We start from the raw sequence: 20,722 nt of genomic DNA, 5'->3' as shown, positions 1-20,722 counted from the left end.
GTTAAGGAACTCGGCAAAATGCATCCGTAACTTCGGGAAAAGGATGGCCGATGGTGGTGAAGACATTTACTGTTGGAGCTGTTGTCGGCGGCAGAAAAGAGGCCCAAGCGACTGTTTACCACAAACACAGGTGCCTGCGAAAGCGCAAGCTGAAGTATAGGTGCTGACGCCTGCCCGGTGCAGGAAGGTTAAGGAGAGTTGTTAGCCGTAAGGTGAAGCAGCGAACTGAAGCCCCTGTAAACGGCGGCCGTAACTATAACGGTCCTAAGGTAGCGAAATTCCTTGTCGGGTAAGTTCCGACCCGCACGAAAGGCGTAACGATTTGGGCACTGTCTCAACGAGGGACCCGGTGAAATTGAAATACCTGTGAAGATGCAGGTTACCCGCGACTGGACAGAAAGACCCCATGGAGCTTTACTGCAGCTTGGCATTGGTCTTTGGCATATAACGTACAGGATAGCCGGGAGACTGGGAGGATAGATCGCCAGATTTATCGGAGTCACCGTTGGGATACCGGCCTTTATATGCTAAGGATCTAACCGGAATGTTAACAGCATTCGGGACAGTACCAGGCGGGCAGTTTGACTGGGGCGGTCGCCTCCGAAAGAGCAACGGAGGCGTCCAAAGGTTCCCTCAGCGCGGACAGAAATCGCGCGAAGAGCATAAAGGCAGAAGGGAGCTTGACTGCGAGACTGACGGGTCGAGCAGGTACGAAAGTAGGGCTTAGTGATCCGGTGGAAAGAGAGTGGAATTGCCATCGCTCAACGGATAAAAGCTACCCTGGGGATAACAGGCTAATCTCTCCCAAGAGTCCATATCGACGGGGAGGTTTGGCACCTCGATGTCGGCTCATCACATCCTGGGGCTGAAGCAGGTCCCAAGGGTTGGGCTGTTCGCCCATTAAAGTGGTACGTGAGCTGGGTTCAGAACGTCGTGAGACAGTTCGGTCCATATCCATCGCGGGCGTAAGATACATGAGGGAGGCTGCTCCTAGTACGAGAGGACCGGAGTGGACGGACCAACGGTGTACCGGTTGTCCTGCCAAGGGCACGGCCGGGTAGCTGCGTCCGGAAGGGATAAACGCTGAAAGCATCTAAGCGTGAAGCCCGTCCCGAGATGAAGTATCTCATTCCTAAAAGGAAGTAAGACCCCTTGAAGAAGACAAGGTAGATAGGCTGGGTGTGGAAGCACAGCAATGTGTGGAGCTGACCAGCACTAATCGGTCGAGGGCTTGACTTACTGACCTGTCCGAGAAGCGAATCCGTAGGATGAAGCTGAACGGGTAACAGGTCGTACGCGAAAACGTCCCAAGAACACGAGCGAGAGCGACGTGTGATTGGATGACGTTGACCGCGCTCAACACATTACAATAACGTAAGTGTGAAGAGGTATAAGCCGTAAAATTTGCTTGAAATAGTTTCTTCTGTGAAGTTTTGAGTGGACAAGCACTCAAGTATGCGGTGATGATGCCTGAACGGTTCCACCTGTTCCCATTCCGAACACAGTAGTTAAGCGTTCAAAGGCCGAGGGTACTTCGTTGGAGACGACGTGGGAGAGTAGGTAGTTGCCGCAATCACTCCTCGATAGCTCAGTCGGTAGAGCGTCTGACTGTTAATCAGAATGTCACTGGTTCGAGTCCAGTTCGAGGAGCCATTTTGTATTTTGGCGGCGCTGCCGCTTTGGATAGTTGGGGTATAGCCAAGTCGGTTAAGGCACGGGACTTTGACTCCCGCATCCGTTGGTTCGAATCCAACTACCCCAGCCAAATTATACCCTTTTTTGGCGGGTACTGTGGCGCTGATAAAGGTTCACTAGCTCAGTTGGTAGAGCATCTGACTTTTAATCAGAGGGTCCCGGGTTCGAGTCCCGGGTGAGCCACCACTATTTTCTTTTACCTATTATGACTCACTAGCTCAACTGGCAGAGCAACTGACTCTTAATCAGTAGGTTCACGGTTCGATTCCGTGGTGGGTCACCATTATATGGGCGATTAGCTCAGCTGGGAGAGCGCTTGCCTTACAAGCAAGATGTCGGCAGTTCGATCCTGTCATCGCCCACCAAGGTACACAACAACGGCCCGGTAGTTTAGTTGGTTAGAATGCCGCCCTGTCACGGCGGAGGTCAGGGGTTCAAGTCCCCTTCGGGTCGCCATTTTTATGCCTCGGTAGCTCAGTTGGTAGAGCAGGGGACTGAAAATCCCCGTGTCAGTGGTTCGATTCCGCTCTGAGGCACCACTTCGTATCCTACAGCGTCTGCGGCGCGTGCCGCTTGTGCAATGCTGCTGGCGTAGCTCAATCGGTAGAGCAGCTGACTTGTAATCAGCAGGTTGGGGGTTCAAGTCCTCTCGCCAGCTCCATGCGGGTGTAGCTCAATGGTAGAGCCCCAGCCTTCCAAGCTGGTCACGTGGGTTCGATTCCCATCACCCGCTCCATTTTGCATTTCGCCGGGGTGGCGGAACAGGCAGACGCAGGGGACTTAAAATCCCCCGATCGTAAGATCGTACCGGTTCGATTCCGGTCCTCGGCACCAAATATCATACTCGATTGTCACGCGGTCGTGGCGGAATTGGCAGACGCGCTACTTTGAGGGGGTAGTGTTCACAAGACGTGTGGGTTCAAGTCCCACCGACCGCACCATCCTTTTTCTTTACAATTTGATAGTCACGCGGTCGTGGCGGAATGGCAGACGCGCTAGCTTCAGGCGCTAGTGATGGCAACATCGTGGAGGTTCAAGTCCTCTCGACCGCACCATTTAACTTTATAGCATGCGGTTGTGGCGGAATTGGCAGACGCGCTACTTTGAGGGGGTAGTGTTCACAAGACGTATGGGTTCAAGTCCCATCAACCGCACCATTTTGAAAAAGTACCGTCGTAGGAAACTACGACGGTTTTTTGGTTGTGTAAATTCATTTTGAAAAATATGTTTGACATTTATTGTATATATTCCATATAATAGAGATGGAACGTCCCAAGCAAAAGGCGGTATCTTTCCCCCGAAGGGGGGTGAGCGGATATGTCTGAAATCGGTGCGATCGCATTGCTCGTCGTCGCCACAGGATATATTTTAGCGATAAACAAAAAGAAATAACCGCCCTGACCTGAGAAACGGAGCGGTTATTCTTTATGTTTAACTAGATCTGATTCGGAAAGGTATCGCCTGGGGCGTTCTTTCTGTTTTCATTATAACAGCCGGCAGACAACTTGACAAGTGTGAATTTACAGATTACCTGCCAACAAGAGTTCTGCAGTCTCTTGCACTTTAGAGCTTCCAGTTGAAGCCGGCGTTCAAGGCGACACCGCGCTGTTTGCCCGCCCAGCCCTCGACGCTGATATTGGTGGAGGCATTCTCGCCGATGGATGCCTTCCAGCCGAGTTCTACGCTTGCGGAGAATCCCTTGAGCGACGGGGACGGCGAGGTGTAGGACAGCCCGCCCGCGCGATGGTAGGTCGCGCTCGTGTCGCCGCCGAACTCATACTGCATGGAGGTGCCGAGGATCAGAGCGCCGCCCGTCCGTGGCATCGTCCACCGCACGCCCGTCCGCAGACGATGGCTGTCCACAGCGTCGAAGGTATAGTGGTCGCCCGTGGAGAGCGTTGCATCCGCCGCATTCTGACGCGTGTAGAAGTAGCGCAGATAGATCTCGCGCTTGTTCCCGCTGCCCGCCGTGATCTCACGTCCGATCCCCAGATGCGCGCCGATGTAGTTTGCATCCGTATCGTAGGAGGTGTGGAGCTTGCTGAATCCCACCGGGAGGTCGGCGTTGTAGTCCATCTTCGTGCGTCCGAATCGGAGGCTGCCCTCGTAGAACAGCCCGTTCGCCTGTTCCCTGCGCAGGAATGCGCCCGCGCCGAGGTAGCTGACCGTGCCGTCGCCGTGCACCGCGTTGACGTAGCTGTCATAGCTGCCGCGCCCATACTCGACGAGGGGACCGAAGAGAAGGCGGTCGTTCCCACGCTTTAGCTCACGCGAGAATCCGACGGCGAGGTTCATGCCCTTCATCTCGACGTGCGAGCCCGTCTCATGGCGCAGGGACGCGCCGCCGAGCGCGGCAAAGGGGGCAAAGCCGCTCGTCGTCGCCGCCTCCGTGGATGCACTGCGCAGCCCCGCGTCCGTAAAGAGATTTGCGCCCGTACCGAGGAATGCCGCCGAACCTGCCATCGTCTCGGCGAGGGACTTCGCATTGTCCACGCCGGTGAATAGGAACGATCCGTCACGCCGCACCATGAGTTTTTGCTTCGTATTGTCCACATATATCGTACTTGTCAGCATGCCCCCCGAGATGCCCTCGTAGACCGTCATCTTGGTCTCTGCGTCCGTGGTGATGTGGGCGTCTGTCCGGAGGAGCGTCAGATCATGCGCCGTGACGCTGCCCGGCAGATGCGCCTCGACGACAGCTCCTTCGAGTTTGACATCCTGCGTCGCAGAGGTGAGCGTGAGCATCGGCTCCCCTGCGGCAAGACCTGCAGGCACATAGAAGACGAATTTCTGGAAATGTTCCGCAGAGACTGCCGTGATGCCCTTCGTATCGCGTACGATCAGCGCATTGTTCTCTAAACTAGTGCTGTCGGTTCCACGGACAATCCCACCGATCAGCTTTGGCAGCGGCCCGGGCGCACCCGTGATCTCGATCGTGTTGTTGCAGACTTTGCAGATGTCTTTGGCAGTTGCCATGCCTCCCGCGATGAGCCCCTCGGGACGATATGTGCCGCCGCTGATATAGACCGTATTGCCCTCGGCGAAGCATTTTGACTGATACCCCGGACCCTCAATTACGCCGCCGTAGACCTTTGTGTGCGTTCCCCCCTGCAGACGCACAACATTCCCGCATACTGTACCCTCTGGTACACTCCTCACCTCCGCACTCCCTGCACGAACGTATCCTCCGGCCACATAGCTGGTCTCACCGCCCGTAATCGTGACGCTGCCCCCCGTGACCTGCACGTAGACATCCCCCTCATGATACTGATTCAGCACCGCCTTGACTTCGGCATTACTGCCGTAGACCTTCCGCATCGTGCCGCTGTGGATGACAGCGCTGCCGCCCTGCAGCGTAAATGGTGACTCACGTGACGTATTTGCCACAGCACCCTTGTAGAATAAACCGCTGACATCCCCACCCCTGCTGCCATTTGTGAGCACGGGCAATGTGCCGCCGCCCTCTGTGCCGACCGTGATGGTCGCGTCAGAGCCGTCGATGCTGCCCGCAACGCCATCGGGCAGGTCCATATTCTCCGTGACGGCGGAGCGGACCATGGGTGGTGCAGCATAGGCGCAGGGGAGTGCGCCGAGCGTGACGACACCCGCCGCGAGAGCCGCGAGGATGCGAGGGACAAGTGTCCGTGGGGGGGGGACGCTTGTTTGCGTAAAAATGGATGGTTCATGAGGTTTGCCTCCTTATATGCAGAAATTCCCGTTGATATTTTATTTTAACAAAGCAATTTATTTGCGACAAGAGAATTGCAGAAAGTGATGTGTTTTTGTATGAAAGTGATGGATTTTTGGGACGGACACACCTTTGCTCTTCCCATGATTGAACAAAATGTCCTTCAATGCTATAATGACAGCGTTTGATTTTGTATGAGGGGAGGGGCGGGGATGCGTTTTTTGCGATTTTTGGTGTTTTTTGCGGTGCTTCTTGCGCCGCTGCACGTGCTGGCTGCACCCTCTGATCTCCCTTCGCTGCTCTTCGTGACGGCGGCGGCATCGGAGGCGGCGTACAGTGGGGAGCTGCCGGAGCTGCTGCGTGCGCGTCTCGTCGCTGCGGGCTGGCGGATTGCATCGTATGAGACGGCGGGGGAAAAGGGGACGGTCGGACGGTTCTTCCACATGGTGCGGACGGATGAGGATGGAGCGGAGACGCATCTCATCGCCTTTCCGGGGACGGAGCGCGGGAGTGATGTGTGGACGGATCTGCGGCTCGGGCGTGCCGCGTTCGGCGGGGACAGTCCTGCGGAGTTCCTTGCCGTGCGCGATATGCGTGTGACGGAGCGCAGGGAGATGCCGCTCGTCCACCGTGGCTTCCTCGACTACACGCAGGCGGCACTCTTTACGGATGTGCTGCCTGCATATGGGAATCGGACGGCAGGGGAGGTGTTGGCGGCGGAGCTGCGTGCACATCCCTCGATGCGGATCTATCTGACGGGGCACAGCCTCGGCGGAGCGGCGGCAGTCCTTGCGGCGGCGCGTCTCTCGGATCTGGGTGTTTCACCAGAGCAGCTTGTTGTGACGACGTTCGGTGCACCTGCCGTGGGGAATGCGGCGTTTGTGCGTCGCTATGAGGGGCGATTTACGCTGCACCGTGTGGTGATGCGCGGCGATCCGATGAAGGATGTGCTTGCCGCGCCGCTCGGCTTCCGGCAGTTCGGGCAGCGTATCCCGTGGTCTCCTGCGCGGTCTGTGGCGAAGTTCCCCCATGCGCTGATCGTCTATGTGGATGCGGCGATTCGTCAGCTGTATGATGCGTACGGTGGCGACAATGCCTATCTCTTTCTGATGGGGCTGCCGAACCGTGCGGAGGGGCATACGCTCTATGTCACGCCGGTTGAGACGGACTTGGACGAAACGCTCGCGGAGGATGCGCCCTATATGATGGCGGTGTTGCGGGACGCGCTCCATGTGCAGAATGCTGCGATCGTGTTCGCGGCGGGCGGTGGAGGGCTCTCGGCGGATGGGATGCTCAGCGGGCTGCGCGATCATCTCGCGGCGGCACGCGCGGCGGGGGCGGAGCAGATGGTCGCCTATCGGATTGCGGGGGCGAAGATCCGCGATGCACGCGAGACGTACCGTCTGACGCTGGAGCGTGCGGTCTACGATATGGACGGGAATCTGATTGCGGCAACATCCCGCTCGGCACGGACGGGAATGCTCACGCCGATTGAGACGGTGCTGTATCTGTTCGCGCAGGACTGACGATCAGCTTGGGCATCTTTTCCGCCCTCTCTGTGTCAACAAGTCCTCCGCATAGATTCCACCATGCGTCCGGCTTGTTTCCTTGACCGAACGAAAAATCTGCGCCAATCTGACGGACTTCATTTTATCGGCGATTCCTTATAAATGCCATTTTAAGGGGAAGGATGAAAACATGGTCGTAGAAGACCTCTGGCGGCTGTTCGACATCATCGGGACGCTCGCCTTTGCCGTGTCGGGCGCACTGGTCGGCATCTCGCGCCGCATGGATATTTTCGGGATTTCGGTGCTGGCACTGGCGACGGCGGTCGGCGGAGGGATGGTGCGCGATGTACTGGTCGGCATCACGCCGCCGATGACGCTGCGCGACACAACGAATTTTTTGCTTTCGGTGGGGGTGGCTCTCGCAACGTCGTTCCTCTACCAGTGGACGGCACTGCACCGTATGCGGCGGCAGCGCCTCCTCACGATTTTCAATGTGTCGGATACGATCGGGCTTGCCGCCTTTACGATCACGGGGGCGCTGACGGGTGTGCGCGTCGGCGGGGAGGACAGTTTTGTCCTGCCGATCCTGCTCGCGGCGACGACGGCGGTCGGCGGTGGTATGATCCGCGATGTGCTCGCGCAGCGGATGCCCGTCGTGCTCTACGCCGAGGTGTATGCGGCGGCATCCCTTGTCGGTGCGTTCGTGTTCTGTGCGCTGCGTTTTACGCTCGGGGTGGAGGCGGACTCGTGGCTCGCGTTCGTGCTGGTTCTCCTTGTCCGTTTTGCAGCGATTCATTGGAATTGGAGCCTCTATCACCCGCGTCCGCCGAAGCGGCATCGTGAGCATCACGTGGAGGAATAATGGGAGCGTCCCTTCCGTCATGCTGACCGTGTCTCCCCCTGTTCCGACGAGAAGGCTAAGATTGCAAAAAACCCCCGCACGTCGGATGATCCGATGTGCGGGGGTTTTGCTGCAAGAGAATGTCTTAGCAGTGATGATGATCGACGCCGACCATGACGGACGTCGCCTTGATGACGGCATACGCCTCCTTGCCGACCTCAAGACCGAGCTCGTTGATGGAGTTCAGGCTGATGGTCGAGGTGATGACGTCGCCGCCCTTCAGCTCGATGCCGACGATGCCGTTGACGGCACCCTTCTCGATGGAGACAATCTTGCCCTTGAGCTGATTGCGTGCACTGAGTTTCATGTGATTCCCCCCTTTTTTCATGATAACTTTTACAGTATAACACACAAGCCCCACATTGTTCGTGATTTATGTCACAAATCATGCGGGGCTTTTTGCTTTTTTTGATGTTTTTCAGAGATCAGCGGATAAAGACGACGTTCGTCGCGTCGAGGAAGCCGCTCGCGCCGTTTTCGAGAAGCAGACGGTTCGCATCGTCCGCCGAGAGCACGGGGTTCGCCCCGCTGTCCACGGCGACGGCACGCAGACGCAGCGGGTTCGTGCCCGCACGCGTCGCATCTGCCGCATCGCGGACGTAGGATGCCATGCCGTTTGCGACGACCTTGTCACTGTCGAGGTTCTTGTAGCCGTAGATGGGGCGGCCGCTGTCCGTCTTGACGACGGGGCTCATGACGGGGCGCAGACCGAGCCCTGTGCAGTCGATGATGACCCCGGTGTAGCCGCCGACGGCGCGTCCCTTGGGCGCTGCTGCGGCAGAGGAGGAAGCGGGCGTGCGCTGTGCCGGTGCGGCTGCGGTCGTTGTGGTTTTGCCGCGGTCGTAGGTGCCGCTGCCGCTCGTGTCGTAGGCTGCGGGCTTGTAGGGCGCGTAGACGCTCTCGGGCGCAGTCCAGCGCTCGGGGGTCTTGTTCGGGGTGAAGATCGTGCCTGCCAGGGAGTCCGCACCGTAGACGGGGATCTCGATGGTCACGGTGTAGGAGCCGTCGGACTGCGACTTTTCCTCGATGATCTGCGCGTCCTTGATGAGTGCGCTGACGTGGGTGCTGACGGTCGTGTTCGTCACCATGAGGTTCTCGACCGTCGTGTTCGCATCGACGCTCACGCCCTGGATCTGCTCGGCGAGCTGACGGTAGGCATCGGTGATCGCCGCGCGGCGTGCAAGTGCGCGCGCCTGTGCGTAGCTCACCGTGTTCGGCGGTGCGATGCCGAGCCCTTGGGCGCGGATGTTGCCGCCGTCCCACTGCGCCGCCGCCGCACTCGTGCCGGAGGTGCAGATGATGAGCGCAAGCATGAGCGCTGCAAGTGCGAAGGATTTTACAATGTGCATAAATATTCCTCCTTAATATCTGTCTATATCGAATATCTCAAATAAAGGATAGAAAGGGGTGAAAATATTATTAGTATTTCATGAGAGTGCAATGAAATAAAAAATTCGGCTCTATGATAAATGTTGTGGAGACACATTATGTGTCCTGCAACATTTATTTTTTTGTGCGAAAAGAGGTGAGATCAGAATGATAAAACCTGCTGAGTTTGTCCGCTATGTTGATTCGCTCCCAGAGGAGTGCATCGAGATTCGCACGGAAGATGAGATACGTTTCCACATCCCCCGTGTCGATGATGTGAAATGTCCCTCGTGCGGATCGCATCATACCGACGTGCATCAGTACCGACTTCAGACGTTACAGGGGATTCCAAATGCCACGAAGCGATATGTTTACAACCGCCGACGGTATCGCTGCCAAGACTGCGGAAGAACCTTTGTAGAGAACAGTCCTTTTCTTGCGGAGCGGCAGCGCCGGATTGGGAATCGGCTGCGGCAAATTCGTGCACAAAAGAAGATCACGCAGGGGCAGGTAATGGAAGCCGTCGGTATACCTCTTTATCTGTATAAGAGATATGAGGATGACACCGATGCAGAAGTGCCGCCGACGTTAGTCGCAATGCAGATCGCCAACTATCTCGGCGCAGATGTGCTCGAGATATGGGGCGATCAGATTGGTGGGGGGAGTACGTCATGAGGATTTTTGTACGAGGGGCTCTCATCGGGCTTGTAGCCGCTGCGCCGGATGGCTTCCATTTAGACCTCAAAAAGTTCTCGCGCTATCTTGTGGCATCCATAGAGGATGTGGGGACTGCGCTGCATGAGCTTGAGGCAGAAGGGAGCTTGCTGTACGAGCAAGAGGATAATGACATTTCTGTCTGGGCTTCCAGCTATACGGAGGAGAACGTCGAGCACAGGATCGGCTTCCGGCGCGTTCCTTCCGTCGGTGAGGGATAGCCCTGCATGAGATACGATCTGGAGAACCGACTGAAGGAGATTCGCCTCCAGCAGGAAAAGCAGCAGGAAGAAATTGCCGAACTGGCTGGGGTATCGCGTAGGACATATATACGCTATGAGAACGGATCTATTTCCCCCAATCTCGTATCAGCGTTCCGTATTGCCGATGCTCTGGGAATCGACAATCTCAGAGAGATATGGACATATAAAAATCCGCATTGATGTCGGTCAATGCGGATTCAGGAGGGATGATGAATAAACTCTGCGACCGAGATTTTCACCTTCACCACCAGTTTCTTGCATAGCGTAGCAGAATTTTATTAAAACTGCAAGGACATTTTCATTGAGTTTTAGGAGAAATGAGGAGGTATGAGATGGATGACCAGCAGTCCCGCTATGCTCTTATGCAAAAAATTGCATCCCTCGAACAGAAAGTCCAATACCTTGAGACGATCATCGAGGTACATCACATATCCAAATTTGAGGAAAACTTACATCGTCTGAAACTCAACATACGATCCGGCGTCCGGCAGCTCTCTGCGGAGTTTCAGGCAATGGAGCATGATCCGCAAAATGCAGAGCGTGTCAGCGATCTGATTGACTATATGCGACAGGTCATCAGCGAACTTGAACGCTTTACCTATTCGGACGGTACGGATCAGAAACATCATCTATAAATCAGGACAGGGAGGAAAACATGAAAACCATCAGTTTCATCAATCTCAAAGGCGGCGTTGGAAAGACGACGATCTCAACATGGCTGGCGTATCTGCTTGCCGAATCGTGGGACTTGCGTGTCCTTTTTATTGACAACGACAAACAAGGCAATGCCTCGCGTTGGCTTGGGGCAGATGAGCGAAAAGGAACGCTCACGAATATCTTGATGGACGGGGCATCTGTGCGTGATGTTTTGCAGAAATCGCAGTACCACAACATTGACTTCATTGCTGCGGATATGGGGCTTGTCGAGGCGAATTATGCCGTCATCGGCGATCAGGAGACGCGGCAGGACTTGATTCTGAAAAATGCGCTTGCGGAAATCGCCGATGATTATGCTGTCTGTGTGATCGATAATCCGCCGGACATCAACATGAGTATTTTCAATGCACTCGCCTGTACGGATGATGTGATTATCGTGACGCTTCTTGAATTGGACAGCATCGAGGGCATCCGCAAGATGCACGATCAGATTACGGATGTGCAGCAGTTCAATCCGGGCTTGTCCATCAAAGGCGTTCTCGTGAATCAGTATATGGCATATCCGGAAGCAATCGAACTCAGCAAAGATTTGGAGCGTGAGGGGTTTCCGCTCTTCCAGTCGCGCGTTTCCTACGCGACACCGATGGCAAAACGGCATATTCTCGCAGCGAGCCGTGCGCGTAAGAGTATCTTTGAGGTCTGTCCTTACTGCCGTGTGGCAAGGGATGTCCTTCGATTTGCGGAGGAACTGCTCCAATGAAAAAACATAAAGGAAGTATGCTTTCCTATCTCAACACGGCAACACAAAACGCAGCAGTTCAGCGTTCCGTCTATCGCGTTGAGAATATCGACGCAGAAAAGATTGTCCCGAACGAAAAGAACTTCTATTCGATTGAGGGCATTGAGGAAATGGCAAACTCGCTTGCCGTTTCCGATCACATGGCACCGCTGGAGGTAACTGCGAACGGCGACGGCACCTATCGCCTGATCTCGGGTGAGCGTCGTCTCTCTGCAACACTCTGCCGAATCCGGCGCGGTGAAATCGATAAGGCAGAATTGCCGTGTCATGTTTTACCCGTCTTTGAAGCAAAGGGCGCACTATCTGCCGAACAGGTAGAGATGCTTTCCATCATATTCGCCAACAACTACCGTCAGAAGACGGTGTTGGATCAGCTGAACGAGGTTCAGCATCTTGAGCCGATCGCACGGGCAATCTATCAGGAGGCAAAAGAAAAGGGCGAACTCGCGGATGCAAACGGAGTGAATATGAAGTTTCGTACGTTCTTCGCCGAGCATATACTCTCTATTTCAAAATCGGCGTTACAGCGTCTACAGACACTCTCGCAGCTTACGGATGAAGCCAAAAATGCGTTTGAGGAGGGGCTGATTGGTAAAAGTGTTGCAGTGGAGATTGCCACTTTAGATCAGGAGCTGCAAAACAGCTTCGTCGCCTCCATTCGTGCAGGACGACTTTCCGGAACGCTTTCTGATTTGGCAGCACATCTGAAAGCATCGAATCCGGAACCGGAGGCAGAGACGGAAGAAAATGCAGCAGAAATCCATTTTGTTGAAGAAGCAACATTTTCTGACACGACGGATGAACCCACCCAAGAGGATGAGACTTTTGCAGATGCGGAGGAAGCTCCCGATCAAGCACAGCAGCAAGAAGGACGCACGGCGTATGAGGTCACTTCCCCTGTAATACCCTCCTATACAGAAGATGATTCGCGCGATGAGATCACCTCAATCAAAGAGGACGAGAGCATTTCAGATGTTTATGACGAGACACGGGGGAAGCCCCTTGAAACACTTCTTGAAGAGGAGGCGGGGCAGGAGCGGCTGCCGATCGCAGAGGAGAAAGAGGGGGATACTACAGAGGTAGCTTTCCCCATTTCCAACGAATTTACTTCCAGCGTATATATGACAACCGAAGAAGCGGCTGAGATTATCTTGAATCTGTGTGATGAATTGGGAAAGAAAGGTCGCCACAGGGAAGGTATAGCTCTCTCAAAGGCACTAACAGCCCTTTATGGAATGGATAAATGGAGGGACAATAAATGAAAACAAACGATCTTATATTTTTTGTTTTCATAATGTGTCTGGCAATGTTTGTAGCCCAAGCAAATAACGAGAAAATGACTACAATTTATCTTGTATTCATTGGATCTATAATCGTTTTTTACATCATACGGATTGTTTTACTCTGCATGAAAGACGTATATCTTTTTCGCTATTTGATTCTATTCGTGGGGGCTGTTCTGATAGGCGGAATAGGTATATTCATAATCCCTTATGTGGCTTCTTGGACACAATCATTGCCACATTGATGTGATGGAAAGAACAGGGCTGTCGTTTTGGTTTTATTCCACTAAATTACGGAGGAGCGTGCAGATATGGGAGTAAAACGCCGTATTACAAAGACATTGGCATACACGTTGAAGTGTCTAAGCCAAAATTGTCTATTAGCGGTAGATGATGGTGACGGCTCTTTTCTTATCACAAAAGGCACTCGACCTATGGGATTTGTTACAAGTCTTGAAGGAAGATTCGTGTTTATTGCTGGATCAATTACACAGTCGCAAAAGAGAGATTTCTTGGATATAAAAAACTATCTCAGATCGAAAGGTGCATATATCTTAGATCCTCTTACAACTCATGATTCGCGCTATTCCACATTATCATATAAGAGTTATATGGTTCTTGCTCTAGCGTTGATACAGTGTGCGGATTTGGTTTATGTCGTTGAGGAATTGAAAGATGAAAAAGAAGTAAAGGAAGACCTTGATTTTGCAGAGTTCATAAAAAAGGATATTTGGTCAGGCTTTGCTCCAACCAATAGGAGGATGCACCATGAACCTTGAAGGGAAAATCGTATTCATCTCCGGTGCGATAACTGGTGTTGATGGATATAGGAAAATTTTTGCTGCTGCGGAACAATGGCTGCTTGAGCAGGATTGCACGGTACTCAATCCTGCTGTACTGCCGCCGAGCGGTCTGGAATGGGATGCGTATCTTCGCATCACAACGGCGATGGTACGCGAAGCGGATGTTGTCTATGTGCTCCAAAACTGGGAGCACAGCAAAGGCGTTCGCGAGGAGCTTGCTCTCGCAGCACAGCTTGGCAAGGAAATCATCTACGAACCACGAGAGGCGGTCATTGTATGAGAAAATTTATGATCGCAGAAAAGCCAAAGGAGGGAGTGAAAGAAGATGGCTACCTATTTCGTATCATTTGAATATAACCTTACAGGGAGTGTCTGTATCGAAGGAGAAAGTGAAGAGGAGGCAAAAGAAGCATTCCTGCATAAATATGATGGGAGATGCGAAAAACTGTTTGAAGATTCGAGGGCTACTTTTGAAGATATGGAACTGGAAGTTACGGATGTTGAATTAGAGGTATGAGCGAATTGTGATCGAGCCGGAGGAGAAAGATGAAACGTGAGAAAGTGGAGCAGATGGATGCGTTCCATTTACAAACACATCAAGTAATTGATATGACAAAACCGCAGCCATGTACGGCTTACAAATATGCGCAGTGTCAATCGCCATCAGCACTTGGTTGGCTGACAAGACTGTTGGCTGAGAAAGACATGATTATCAAGGGCTCACTGAAGTTTGCACAGATTGCGGGGACTGATTCGGATAAGGAGCGCGATACCAAAGCAATGCTTGCGGAAAAACTCACGAATGTAATCCACGCATGTGTTTCATGGCTTCACGCGCTCGGCTACGATGAGAAACGGCGCGCCGAGCTGCATCGGCACGTGAATAAGAGGAACAAGGCGAGAGGGTACTTCTGACTTGAGTTTCACTATATGTGAGGGGGATACGATGGAATCCATTGATTTCCGTGTCATCATAGCAATGCTTGGCGTAATGGGATGGGGACTTGTTTTTCACGATAGAGGACCGTCATGAACAGAAAACTTTTCTCTGTGGGAGCAGTGCTATTCCTACTCCTGCTTTTCCCGTTCTGCGTTCATGCAGCCGATCTTCCTGTGACCTCGGCGTTCGGATGGCGCGTGCATCCTATTTCAGGGGAGTGGAAATTTCACACGGGCGTTGATCTCGGCTATGCGGAGGGAACGCCAATTCCTGCGCTTTTTGATGGCATCGTGATCCAGTCCGGCAACTATGCGGACGGCTTCGGCAATCAGGTGCTTTTATACCATCCGGCATACGACACATATACACGGTATGCGCACATGTCAGATGTATATGTGTCCGTCAATCAGTACATAACGCAGGGCACTGTGATCGGGCTTGTAGGGGCAACAGGATATGTAACCGGTGCACATCTGCATCTGGAGTATATCGTTCGTGGTGCGGACGGAGATTATGTCTATGCGGATCCGCTTGTTTTGTGGCAATAGGAAAGGTGAAGAACGATGGCAGCGACAAGTCTTCTGATTTCGGAATCCCCGCTCACCGTTCAGCCGAGCCTTGCCGTTCTGCTCGGGTTGAATGAGGCAATCTTTCTTCAACAAGTGCAGTATTGGATTACGCGCGAGGCGGGCTTTTGCGATCAATATGGACGCCGCTGGATTTACAACACGGTCAAACAGTGGCGCGATCAGTTCCCATTCTGGTCAGAGAGTACGATCAAGCGGACAATCCGCTCTCTTGAAGACCAGAATGCCCTCCTTTCGACAACGGTCGGTGACGCATTCAACAAGACCAAGGCATACACCATCAACATTGACCGCATTGAAGAACTCAACCAAAAAATTGTGCATGAGCAAATGCGTGCGAGTGCAGAGAGTGTTCAGCGACGTGTTTCTGCTCCTCCACCGAGGGGGGGAATGTGGGAATATATCGAAGAACAGGCTGTTTCTGATGATGCGGAAGCACAGGACAACTCATCCGCTGACATGGGGATTGATATAGAAAGTCAAAAAATCAATACGGGTGAACCTATCGAAGAGGTCAAAATGACCCAACATGCAGTTCAAAATGAACCGCTCGAAGAGGTCAATCTGACACGCTCGAATAGACCAGCCGAAAACCCAATAGCGGCGCGGTTTTGCACGTCCTCCTCGCGCACGCGCGTAACAGAGACTACAACAACAGAGAACACGCATAGAATACGTGAAACAACAACAGGCGATGTCCGCAGCCTTTGTGCTGCACTCGGTATATCAGACACATCGACCGAAAATTTCTTGCGCCGATACGGTGCGGAATGTTTGCACGAAAAAGCGCAGCTTTTAGAAACTGCCATGCAGACGCAGAGCATTCGGAATCCGACGGGGTGGCTTCATGCTGCCCTCAAGAACGGCTATACATTCTCGCCGCGCACGTCGCAGCAAGAAGAGCAGACCGTACAACCAGCCCCCACACGCACCTACATTCCTCCTGAATCCGATTCCGTAGAGGAGAGCCTGACGCAGCCGCTTCCCGTGAAACGACCTCTGCATGAGTTCTTGACGGCACAGGCATCGGGCGAGGGAGAGGTGTCTATGTTTGCACAGGAATACCTGCGCAGACACGGGAATCCACAGGGGCGGGCAAGTCCTTGATAGGTTGATCGGAGGATTTTCCATGAAATCAAAAATGCGGATAAAATGCCCTGACTTGGGGCTTACACTTGCCTCCAATGCACTGCGAGAGGCGTTGCAGCAGCAGAAATCGGTATTACAGGTCTCTCTCGAAGAGTTGCAAGGACTGTGTGCGCGTGAGAGACGCCCCCGTATTCTTGCAGGATACCTTCGCTCACAGCGGGAGGAAATTTCTCGGCTGCTTGCGCGTGTCCTCGTCGAGAATGTGAGCGCACTGGAAGAGGAGTTTCTTGTGCGTCATTATCGTGATAACAGAAGTGTTCACTATCTCGCCCTTCGGCTGCCCGCTTCTGAGCGTCACCTATATGCGATGCACGAGCGCATTCTACGCAGATTGTCATCACTCTTATTCTACCGTGCAAGCACAGCGGATGCTTATTCGCCGATTGTCTTGCAAAATCTCCTCTCGATTATCGATATGCGCATCGGTACGTTTGTTCTTCGCGCAGAACTTCCACTTGCGGATGGTTGGCTCGAATCCCTTTACGAATCACGCTCTCGATGTCGTTCTCTGATTTGTTTCATAGAGCATTTTACACAGGATAGCGGCGAGAGGAATGAATACGAGCGCATCATACGCGCGAAGATTGAACATCCCTTTGCCGCTGCCGGAGAACTTGCCGGACTTGCTGGTGTAGATACGGTTGCAGCAAGCACCGTTCACGCATACTTACGCAAATACCTTGATTCGGTCAGAGAAATCGTAGGAGAGGAAAAAAATCGCGTACTTAGAAAAACGTGCAGTATTTTAACTCTGCATTAGGTTATCCTTGAAGGGCGGCAATATGTTGAAACGCATCGATTCTTTCACCGTAAGGCGAAAAATTTGGGTCTCCGTCGTTTTTATATTTGCTATCCTTGCACTTCTTGCGGACATCTGTGGTTGGCAGATGCCGCAGCAGGACATCTTATTCTACAACGCAACTGCAAGTCTGCCACGCGGTATCTATCTGCGTATTCCGACGACAAAGATTGAGCGTGGGGACATTGTTGTCTACGATCCACCGGAGGAAGTCATAGACTTATCGTTCCAACGGGGATATGTGCAGCACACAGACACCCGATTTTTGAAACGTGTGGGAGCGATTGCCGGAGACGTGTATAGCATCGGGGATCAAGGTTCTTTTTGTATCAACGGTGTATATATCGGTGATGTGCGTAAGCTGGATAGTAGTGATCGTCCATTGCCGCAGCTTACGCAGGGAGATTACGTTGTGCCCGATGGTGCATTCTTGCCCATCGCCGATACGACGCGCAGCTTCGACGGACGCTATACAGGAACAGTGTCCCTTGCGCGAATCAGAGCCGTTGTCATACCTGTTTTGACACGATGGTGAGGGGGCGTTATGTCTGGAGAGATGAGGATTCGGACATGGACAGCGCGGAACTGGAGCGACTACGAGATGCGTGTGCAGCCAAAGATACATGCACTCCTGTCATCTCTTGGCGGCAACAGTATGTATGCTGAACTCTCCATTGCAGAGGTTCTGCGTGGTCTGATCGGAATGAGGGACGCAGAAGTGTTGATTCGTGCCGTTTTGATTGAGCATGATCTGCGGTTTATCCTGCGTTCAGAGAGAGGCGAATTTCCCGCAGATGCAGTATGGCATCGCGTATGTGATTTTGCAAAAGATGAGAAGGTCAACGCTCTTTTATGGCAGAGCTTTGCGGAAATGCAGCCGCAGCATCGAAATATCTGGCGGATTCTTGCCCCTGTCGAATTTGCCTGTTTGGATATGAGTGGGAAAAAAGTTACACTGCTGTTTCGCCATCCATTCGAGAGCAAAATTCAGAGGAAGATCGGCGAACTTGCCAAAAAACTGCGCATTGAGCGGGAAGAGATCATCTACTGATGTTCTTGTGTAGAGTGTAGGGAGGTTATCCATGAGCATTTTACCGTATTCATTTTGTCGTGATGATACTGAGAAGAAAACCTTGCGGCATGGTTTTCTTCTGGGGATGATGACAGCAGTCGTACTCCTTGTTCCGTTTCTTTTTGCCGGCGGAATCATTCTCGTCAATGTTGCGAGAGGTTCGGCTTATGCGGAAGAATCGCCGCCGGTGTCAGAGGATGTGATGATTCCGTACAGCGTCGAGCCGCAGCCGGAAAACAATGAGATAATCCCCAAAGATCAGGTGATTCAAGCAGTTCCGATTGGGGAGGGGCAGCTTGCGCAGCGAGCAGTCCCGCAGGGAAGCGTTACTGCTCATATTCCATTGCCATCCGCTGGCACAGTTTCACCTGTGGTTCAACAAGCATCGGTGATTGCAGCACAATATCCGCCTGTCGCGCCTCCTGAGCCACCGGAAGAGGTTGCGGTAGAACATGAATCAGAGACTTCTGTCCTCACGGAGGGGCTGACCTTTTCTGATCGCCGTATTGCATATTTCGGTGGACAGGATGTACCTACAGGAAAAACAGGGAGGTAGAACATGGGATTAAAATCTTTCCATCAGCCGGAGAAGTTCTCTGATACGGGCAAACCGTTAAGCCCTGCCGAACAGGCACGCGAGGTGATCGATCGGCGCATCGGTGGCGTTGCCATGCAGAATTATAATTGGCGGCGTATTGCACTCGGTCTGCTTGTTGCGTGCATTGTACTCTCCATTGGATTAACTGTGCAGTCACTCAAATCGCAGATCATCCCTTACGTCGTCACCGTGGATAAATCTACGGGCGAGGTAGAAAAAGCAGGTGCTTTTATCGCACAGGATTACACGCCGCAGGAAGTCGAAGTTCGATATTTCATTGGGCAGTTCATCCAGAACGCCCGAAATATCCAGCTCGATCCTGTTCAACAGGAAAAAATGCAGGGAAAAGCATTTGCGTACCTCACACAGGCAGCCGCACAGAAATATGCGGCGATCCAGCGGAATGAAGGTTTCAAGGGTAAGTACGCAATGTATACCGTCCAGACGAAGATCACGGGCATCAAGAAGATTCCGGATACGGATTCCTACCATGCTACATGGACAGAGGAGGAATTTAACATTGCCAGCGGCAAACAGGAGGTAAAAAAATACGAATGTGTCTTTGCCGTGACAACGATCCCGCCGAAGGACGATCAGACCTTGCTTGTGAATCCGCTGGGGCTTTACATCTCTGACCTCAACTTCTCGGCAGAGATTGGTACGAAGCAAAAGAACAACAATACACCCCAGCCCAAACAGCAGGAACCGGCGAAGTAATCGGATGTACTGAAGGGAGAAGAAAATGCTCTTACAAAAACGTATGAAAAAACATCTTGCCGCAGCAGTCCTCGGTGGGCTGCTCTCCTCTGGAATGTTTTTCAGTGTTCCTGTGTATGCGTCTGATGGCGCGTCTGCGGACGCAGCATCGGAACAGGTGCAGAGTGCTGCGCCCCCTATGGAGGAAACCCTTGCGCGGTTTGTCGCAAATCGTGCCCAGAGCAGTGACGCCGAGAGTGAAAAACTGCCCGCTGCCAAAACAGAAGGTCGTACCGCTCATGCAAAGGGACTGACCAAATCAGAAGTACAGGAACTGAATGACCTCCGCGACAGCATCTACGCAGTGAGTATGTCGCAGACGCAGATCATGAATATCCTTGATCGCCTCAGAGAGCGGCTGGATGGGTATGAGCGGGAGCAGGAAATGGTGCGCCTTGCCGTCCCTGCCCCAACGGATCGGGCACTTGTCAATCCTGCCCCTGCTGCGTATGTCAATGACACGCAAGATGCGGTCAACGCACAGGGCAATTCCACAATGACCTTTGCGTATTCTCCTACGCAGCTCTACAAAATCTACTGCCGTCGTGGTTATTTGACCGATCTGGAGTTCCGCAAGGGGGAGACCATTCAATTTGTCGGCGGTGGAGATACAGCAGCATGGGCGGTATCTTCGGCGACGGTAGACGGTGTTCCTCACCTATACCTTAAACCGATTGTAGAAGTTTCAACGACCAATCTTATTGTTGTAACGGATAAGCGCAGCTATCAGCTCATCGTACACAGCTCCGATTGGTACAATCCGATGGTGACATGGACGTATGCAGCGGAAGATCGTCAGAATATGCTGCGTACACACCAGAAAGAAGAAGCCCTGCGGACGACTTCTGTCAATGTTTCCAGTGTCGAAAACCTTGACTTTAGTTATAAGGTCAAGGGGAAGAACTCAGAGTACCGTCCCGAAATGGTGTTTTCCGATGGGATGCGCGTTTACTTGAAGTTCAAGAAGATTCCGCAGCGGCAGGTTCCTATCTTCATCCAAGAAAAGGGGAATCGGATGATGACGCTCATCAACTACCAGCAGAAAGATGATTACTATATCATCGATGCCCCGTTTGATAAGGCGCAGCTGCGGGTAAGTGAGCATGAGAGCATCACGATCGAGCATAAAGCGAGGTGAGCAG

At 52.9% G+C, this 20,722-nt stretch carries 23 protein-coding genes, 13 tRNA genes and 2 rRNA genes (1 of these 38 running past the window's edge); 35 read left to right on the top strand and 3 right to left on the bottom strand.

The genetic code is table 11. The annotated features are described in order from the left end of the window. From QU667_RS11245 to QU667_RS11175, 15 genes are all read left to right on the top strand, one after another. Positions 1 to 1,239 (top strand): 23S ribosomal RNA (locus QU667_RS11245) (it extends 1,994 nt beyond the left edge of the window). Positions 1,240 to 1,456: 217 nt separating this feature from the next. Continuing rightward, a 5S ribosomal RNA gene (gene rrf / locus QU667_RS11240) occupies positions 1,457 to 1,573 on the top strand. A gap of 4 nt (positions 1,574 to 1,577) precedes the next feature. Next, positions 1,578 to 1,653, top strand: a tRNA-Asn gene (locus QU667_RS11235). 35 nt (positions 1,654 to 1,688) lie between these two features. Beyond that, a tRNA-Gln gene (locus QU667_RS11230) sits at positions 1,689 to 1,765 on the top strand. A gap of 40 nt (positions 1,766 to 1,805) precedes the next feature. Beyond that, positions 1,806 to 1,881 (top strand) — tRNA-Lys (locus QU667_RS11225). Positions 1,882 to 1,902: 21 nt separating this feature from the next. Then, positions 1,903 to 1,978, top strand: a tRNA-Lys gene (locus tag QU667_RS11220). 6 nt (positions 1,979 to 1,984) lie between these two features. Continuing rightward, positions 1,985 to 2,060: transfer RNA gene (locus QU667_RS11215), tRNA-Val, on the top strand. A 14-nt stretch (positions 2,061 to 2,074) separates the two neighbouring features. After that, positions 2,075 to 2,151 (top strand) — tRNA-Asp (locus tag QU667_RS11210). 7 nt (positions 2,152 to 2,158) lie between these two features. Beyond that, positions 2,159 to 2,234 (top strand) — tRNA-Phe (locus QU667_RS11205). 46 nt (positions 2,235 to 2,280) lie between these two features. Continuing rightward, positions 2,281 to 2,356, top strand: a tRNA-Thr gene (locus QU667_RS11200). 1 nt (position 2,357) lies between these two features. Continuing rightward, positions 2,358 to 2,431: transfer RNA gene (locus QU667_RS11195), tRNA-Gly, on the top strand. A gap of 11 nt (positions 2,432 to 2,442) precedes the next feature. Continuing rightward, a tRNA-Leu gene (locus tag QU667_RS11190) sits at positions 2,443 to 2,529 on the top strand. Positions 2,530 to 2,550: 21 nt separating this feature from the next. After that, positions 2,551 to 2,636 (top strand) — tRNA-Leu (locus QU667_RS11185). 28 nt (positions 2,637 to 2,664) lie between these two features. Then, positions 2,665 to 2,750, top strand: a tRNA-Leu gene (locus QU667_RS11180). Positions 2,751 to 2,766: 16 nt separating this feature from the next. Then, positions 2,767 to 2,852: transfer RNA gene (locus QU667_RS11175), tRNA-Leu, on the top strand. A 406-nt stretch (positions 2,853 to 3,258) separates the two neighbouring features. On the opposite strand, the gene QU667_RS11170 is transcribed toward QU667_RS11175, so the two are convergent. Further along, complete coding sequence (locus tag QU667_RS11170; RefSeq protein ID WP_304987244.1) at positions 3,259 to 5,253, bottom strand: autotransporter outer membrane beta-barrel domain-containing protein; 1,995 nt, start codon at positions 5,251 to 5,253, stop codon at positions 3,259 to 3,261. A gap of 342 nt (positions 5,254 to 5,595) precedes the next feature. Here QU667_RS11170 and QU667_RS11165 point away from each other — a divergent pair, with 342 nt between their 5' ends. Together QU667_RS11165 and QU667_RS11155 are read left to right on the top strand one after the other, a co-directional pair. Then, positions 5,596 to 6,909, top strand: coding sequence for a lipase family protein (locus QU667_RS11165; RefSeq protein ID WP_304987243.1), 1,314 nt, complete (start codon positions 5,596 to 5,598; stop codon positions 6,907 to 6,909). Positions 6,910 to 7,081: 172 nt separating this feature from the next. Then, positions 7,082 to 7,753 carry a trimeric intracellular cation channel family protein gene (locus QU667_RS11155; RefSeq protein ID WP_304987241.1) on the top strand — a complete coding sequence of 224 codons (672 nt, stop codon included), beginning with the start codon at positions 7,082 to 7,084 and terminating at the stop codon, positions 7,751 to 7,753. A 124-nt stretch (positions 7,754 to 7,877) separates the two neighbouring features. Here the strand turns inward: QU667_RS11155 and QU667_RS11150 are convergent, their stop codons facing one another. Beyond that, on the bottom strand, positions 7,878 to 8,099 hold the full coding sequence (locus tag QU667_RS11150) for a TOBE domain-containing protein (protein ID WP_304987240.1): 222 nt from the start codon (positions 8,097 to 8,099) through the stop codon (positions 7,878 to 7,880). Between the two features lie 118 nt (positions 8,100 to 8,217). Next, positions 8,218 to 9,141, bottom strand: a complete 924-nt coding sequence (locus tag QU667_RS11145) for an LPP20 family lipoprotein (protein WP_304987239.1) — start codon at positions 9,139 to 9,141, stop codon at positions 8,218 to 8,220. Between the two features lie 187 nt (positions 9,142 to 9,328). On the opposite strand from QU667_RS11145, the gene QU667_RS11140 reads away from it, so the two are divergent. The 18 genes from QU667_RS11140 (at position 9,329) to QU667_RS11055 (ending at position 20,718) form a co-directional block, all read left to right on the top strand. Further along, the gene (locus tag QU667_RS11140) at positions 9,329 to 9,835 is read left to right on the top strand and encodes a hypothetical protein (protein WP_304987238.1); all 507 of its coding nucleotides are present in this window, start codon (positions 9,329 to 9,331) and stop codon (positions 9,833 to 9,835) included. After that, complete coding sequence (locus tag QU667_RS11135; protein ID WP_304987237.1) at positions 9,832 to 10,095, top strand: hypothetical protein; 264 nt, start codon at positions 9,832 to 9,834, stop codon at positions 10,093 to 10,095. The genes QU667_RS11140 and QU667_RS11135 overlap by 4 nt, the downstream gene beginning before the upstream one ends. A gap of 6 nt (positions 10,096 to 10,101) precedes the next feature. Next, positions 10,102 to 10,317 (top strand): helix-turn-helix transcriptional regulator, encoded by a 216-nt coding sequence (locus QU667_RS11130; RefSeq protein WP_304987236.1) that lies wholly within the window; start codon positions 10,102 to 10,104, stop codon positions 10,315 to 10,317. Between the two features lie 152 nt (positions 10,318 to 10,469). Beyond that, the gene (locus QU667_RS11125; RefSeq protein ID WP_304987235.1) at positions 10,470 to 10,772 is read left to right on the top strand and encodes a hypothetical protein; all 303 of its coding nucleotides are present in this window, start codon (positions 10,470 to 10,472) and stop codon (positions 10,770 to 10,772) included. Positions 10,773 to 10,792: 20 nt separating this feature from the next. After that, positions 10,793 to 11,554, top strand: a complete 762-nt coding sequence (locus QU667_RS11120) for a ParA family protein (protein ID WP_304987234.1) — start codon at positions 10,793 to 10,795, stop codon at positions 11,552 to 11,554. Beyond that, the gene (locus tag QU667_RS11115; RefSeq protein ID WP_304987233.1) at positions 11,551 to 12,855 is read left to right on the top strand and encodes a ParB/RepB/Spo0J family partition protein; all 1,305 of its coding nucleotides are present in this window, start codon (positions 11,551 to 11,553) and stop codon (positions 12,853 to 12,855) included. The genes QU667_RS11120 and QU667_RS11115 overlap by 4 nt, the downstream gene beginning before the upstream one ends. Before the next feature lie 332 nt (positions 12,856 to 13,187). After that, entirely contained in the window at positions 13,188 to 13,655 is a 468-nt protein-coding gene (locus tag QU667_RS11110; protein WP_304987232.1) for a DUF4406 domain-containing protein, read from the top strand. Next, a complete protein-coding gene (locus tag QU667_RS11105) occupies positions 13,645 to 13,959 on the top strand; it encodes a DUF4406 domain-containing protein (protein WP_304987231.1) in 315 nt (104 codons plus the stop codon). Before QU667_RS11110 ends, QU667_RS11105 begins: the two co-directional genes overlap by 11 nt. 45 nt (positions 13,960 to 14,004) lie before the next feature. Next, the gene (locus QU667_RS11100; protein ID WP_304987230.1) at positions 14,005 to 14,196 is read left to right on the top strand and encodes a hypothetical protein; all 192 of its coding nucleotides are present in this window, start codon (positions 14,005 to 14,007) and stop codon (positions 14,194 to 14,196) included. Positions 14,197 to 14,225: 29 nt separating this feature from the next. Beyond that, positions 14,226 to 14,594, top strand: coding sequence for a hypothetical protein (locus tag QU667_RS11095; RefSeq protein ID WP_304987229.1), 369 nt, complete (start codon positions 14,226 to 14,228; stop codon positions 14,592 to 14,594). A gap of 114 nt (positions 14,595 to 14,708) precedes the next feature. Further along, entirely contained in the window at positions 14,709 to 15,167 is a 459-nt protein-coding gene (locus tag QU667_RS11090) for a M23 family metallopeptidase (protein WP_304987228.1), read from the top strand. 15 nt (positions 15,168 to 15,182) lie between these two features. After that, positions 15,183 to 16,313 carry a hypothetical protein gene (locus QU667_RS11085; protein WP_304987227.1) on the top strand — a complete coding sequence of 377 codons (1,131 nt, stop codon included), beginning with the start codon at positions 15,183 to 15,185 and terminating at the stop codon, positions 16,311 to 16,313. A gap of 22 nt (positions 16,314 to 16,335) precedes the next feature. Next, positions 16,336 to 17,115, top strand: a complete 780-nt coding sequence (locus QU667_RS11080; RefSeq protein ID WP_304987226.1) for a hypothetical protein — start codon at positions 16,336 to 16,338, stop codon at positions 17,113 to 17,115. A gap of 7 nt (positions 17,116 to 17,122) precedes the next feature. Beyond that, a complete protein-coding gene (locus QU667_RS11075; RefSeq protein WP_304987225.1) occupies positions 17,123 to 17,689 on the top strand; it encodes a S26 family signal peptidase in 567 nt (188 codons plus the stop codon). Between the two features lie 120 nt (positions 17,690 to 17,809). Beyond that, complete coding sequence (locus QU667_RS11070) at positions 17,810 to 18,205, top strand: hypothetical protein (RefSeq protein WP_304987224.1); 396 nt, start codon at positions 17,810 to 17,812, stop codon at positions 18,203 to 18,205. A gap of 31 nt (positions 18,206 to 18,236) precedes the next feature. Then, a complete protein-coding gene (locus QU667_RS11065; RefSeq protein WP_304987223.1) occupies positions 18,237 to 18,782 on the top strand; it encodes a hypothetical protein in 546 nt (181 codons plus the stop codon). Between the two features lie 3 nt (positions 18,783 to 18,785). After that, on the top strand, positions 18,786 to 19,541 hold the full coding sequence (locus QU667_RS11060; protein ID WP_304987222.1) for a VirB8/TrbF family protein: 756 nt from the start codon (positions 18,786 to 18,788) through the stop codon (positions 19,539 to 19,541). Positions 19,542 to 19,584: 43 nt separating this feature from the next. After that, on the top strand, positions 19,585 to 20,718 hold the full coding sequence (locus tag QU667_RS11055; protein ID WP_304987221.1) for a TrbG/VirB9 family P-type conjugative transfer protein: 1,134 nt from the start codon (positions 19,585 to 19,587) through the stop codon (positions 20,716 to 20,718). The last annotated feature ends 4 nt before the right edge of the window (positions 20,719 to 20,722 follow it).

The organism is Selenomonas dianae, assembly GCF_030644225.1.
GTDB classification, from domain to species: domain Bacteria; phylum Bacillota; class Negativicutes; order Selenomonadales; family Selenomonadaceae; genus Centipeda; species Centipeda dianae.
Note: the sequence above shows the minus strand (reverse complement) of the source record. Positions and strands in the feature narration are given on the sequence as shown.

Excerpts from the sequence above, each read along its gene's own strand:
- QU667_RS11170 (WP_304987244.1), bottom strand. The coding sequence starts at position 5,253 with ATGGTCCGCTCCGCCGTCACGGAGAATATGGACCTGCCCGATGGCGTT.
- QU667_RS11165 (WP_304987243.1), top strand. The coding sequence starts at position 5,596 with ATGCGTTTTTTGCGATTTTTGGTGTTTTTTGCGGTGCTTCTTGCGCCG.
- QU667_RS11155 (WP_304987241.1), top strand. The coding sequence starts at position 7,082 with ATGGTCGTAGAAGACCTCTGGCGGCTGTTCGACATCATCGGGACGCTC.
- QU667_RS11150 (WP_304987240.1), bottom strand. The coding sequence starts at position 8,099 with ATGAAACTCAGTGCACGCAATCAGCTCAAGGGCAAGATTGTCTCCATC.
- QU667_RS11145 (WP_304987239.1), bottom strand. The coding sequence starts at position 9,141 with ATGCACATTGTAAAATCCTTCGCACTTGCAGCGCTCATGCTTGCGCTC.
- QU667_RS11140 (WP_304987238.1), top strand. The coding sequence starts at position 9,329 with ATGATAAAACCTGCTGAGTTTGTCCGCTATGTTGATTCGCTCCCAGAG.
- QU667_RS11135 (WP_304987237.1), top strand. The coding sequence starts at position 9,832 with ATGAGGATTTTTGTACGAGGGGCTCTCATCGGGCTTGTAGCCGCTGCG.
- QU667_RS11130 (WP_304987236.1), top strand. The coding sequence starts at position 10,102 with ATGAGATACGATCTGGAGAACCGACTGAAGGAGATTCGCCTCCAGCAG.
- QU667_RS11125 (WP_304987235.1), top strand. The coding sequence starts at position 10,470 with ATGGATGACCAGCAGTCCCGCTATGCTCTTATGCAAAAAATTGCATCC.
- QU667_RS11120 (WP_304987234.1), top strand. The coding sequence starts at position 10,793 with ATGAAAACCATCAGTTTCATCAATCTCAAAGGCGGCGTTGGAAAGACG.
- QU667_RS11115 (WP_304987233.1), top strand. The coding sequence starts at position 11,551 with ATGAAAAAACATAAAGGAAGTATGCTTTCCTATCTCAACACGGCAACA.
- QU667_RS11110 (WP_304987232.1), top strand. The coding sequence starts at position 13,188 with ATGGGAGTAAAACGCCGTATTACAAAGACATTGGCATACACGTTGAAG.
- QU667_RS11105 (WP_304987231.1), top strand. The coding sequence starts at position 13,645 with ATGAACCTTGAAGGGAAAATCGTATTCATCTCCGGTGCGATAACTGGT.
- QU667_RS11100 (WP_304987230.1), top strand. The coding sequence starts at position 14,005 with ATGGCTACCTATTTCGTATCATTTGAATATAACCTTACAGGGAGTGTC.
- QU667_RS11095 (WP_304987229.1), top strand. The coding sequence starts at position 14,226 with ATGAAACGTGAGAAAGTGGAGCAGATGGATGCGTTCCATTTACAAACA.
- QU667_RS11090 (WP_304987228.1), top strand. The coding sequence starts at position 14,709 with ATGAACAGAAAACTTTTCTCTGTGGGAGCAGTGCTATTCCTACTCCTG.
- QU667_RS11085 (WP_304987227.1), top strand. The coding sequence starts at position 15,183 with ATGGCAGCGACAAGTCTTCTGATTTCGGAATCCCCGCTCACCGTTCAG.
- QU667_RS11080 (WP_304987226.1), top strand. The coding sequence starts at position 16,336 with ATGAAATCAAAAATGCGGATAAAATGCCCTGACTTGGGGCTTACACTT.
- QU667_RS11070 (WP_304987224.1), top strand. The coding sequence starts at position 17,810 with ATGTATGCTGAACTCTCCATTGCAGAGGTTCTGCGTGGTCTGATCGGA.
- QU667_RS11065 (WP_304987223.1), top strand. The coding sequence starts at position 18,237 with ATGAGCATTTTACCGTATTCATTTTGTCGTGATGATACTGAGAAGAAA.
- QU667_RS11060 (WP_304987222.1), top strand. The coding sequence starts at position 18,786 with ATGGGATTAAAATCTTTCCATCAGCCGGAGAAGTTCTCTGATACGGGC.
- QU667_RS11055 (WP_304987221.1), top strand. The coding sequence starts at position 19,585 with ATGAAAAAACATCTTGCCGCAGCAGTCCTCGGTGGGCTGCTCTCCTCT.